This window comes from Pseudomonas sp. KB_15, from assembly GCF_052114525.1.
Classification (GTDB): domain Bacteria; phylum Pseudomonadota; class Gammaproteobacteria; order Pseudomonadales; family Pseudomonadaceae; genus Aquipseudomonas.
On sequence record NZ_JBFREX010000396.1, the window covers coordinates 1 to 350 of the forward strand.

The 350-nt window shown below is 65.4% G+C and carries 1 protein-coding gene; it reads left to right on the forward strand.

Annotated elements, in window-relative coordinates; translation table 11 throughout:
* Positions 1-188 precede the first annotated feature (188 nt).
* A partial coding sequence (locus AB4Z35_RS31455) for a GntR family transcriptional regulator (protein WP_442101361.1) occupies positions 189-350 on the forward strand: 162 nt, incomplete at its 3' end.

Sequence of the window (350 nt, forward strand, 5' to 3'; positions counted from 1 at the left end):
ACTGTATAGACAACTTTTTGCAGATCGAAAAGCGGTTTCCGCATAAGCGGCGCAATCCCCGCGTCATCCCTGTGTCGCGCACGGCGTTGGTGCGATGCGGCACAATGCGCGGGCATCGTCAGGGGCGGCCGGCGCCGCATTTCACCGAAGCGGACCGCGCGCACCATTACAGAGAGCCAGGAGCCTGCATGTCATCGACCCCTTCGTCGGCCACGCCGACGCCCGCCTTCCAGCGCATCAAGGACTATGTGCAGGGGGAGATCGAGGCCGGCACCTGGGGCGAGGGGGACGCCATCCCGCCCGAACTGCGGCTTGCGGCCCAGTTCGGCGTTTCGCGCATGACGGTGAAC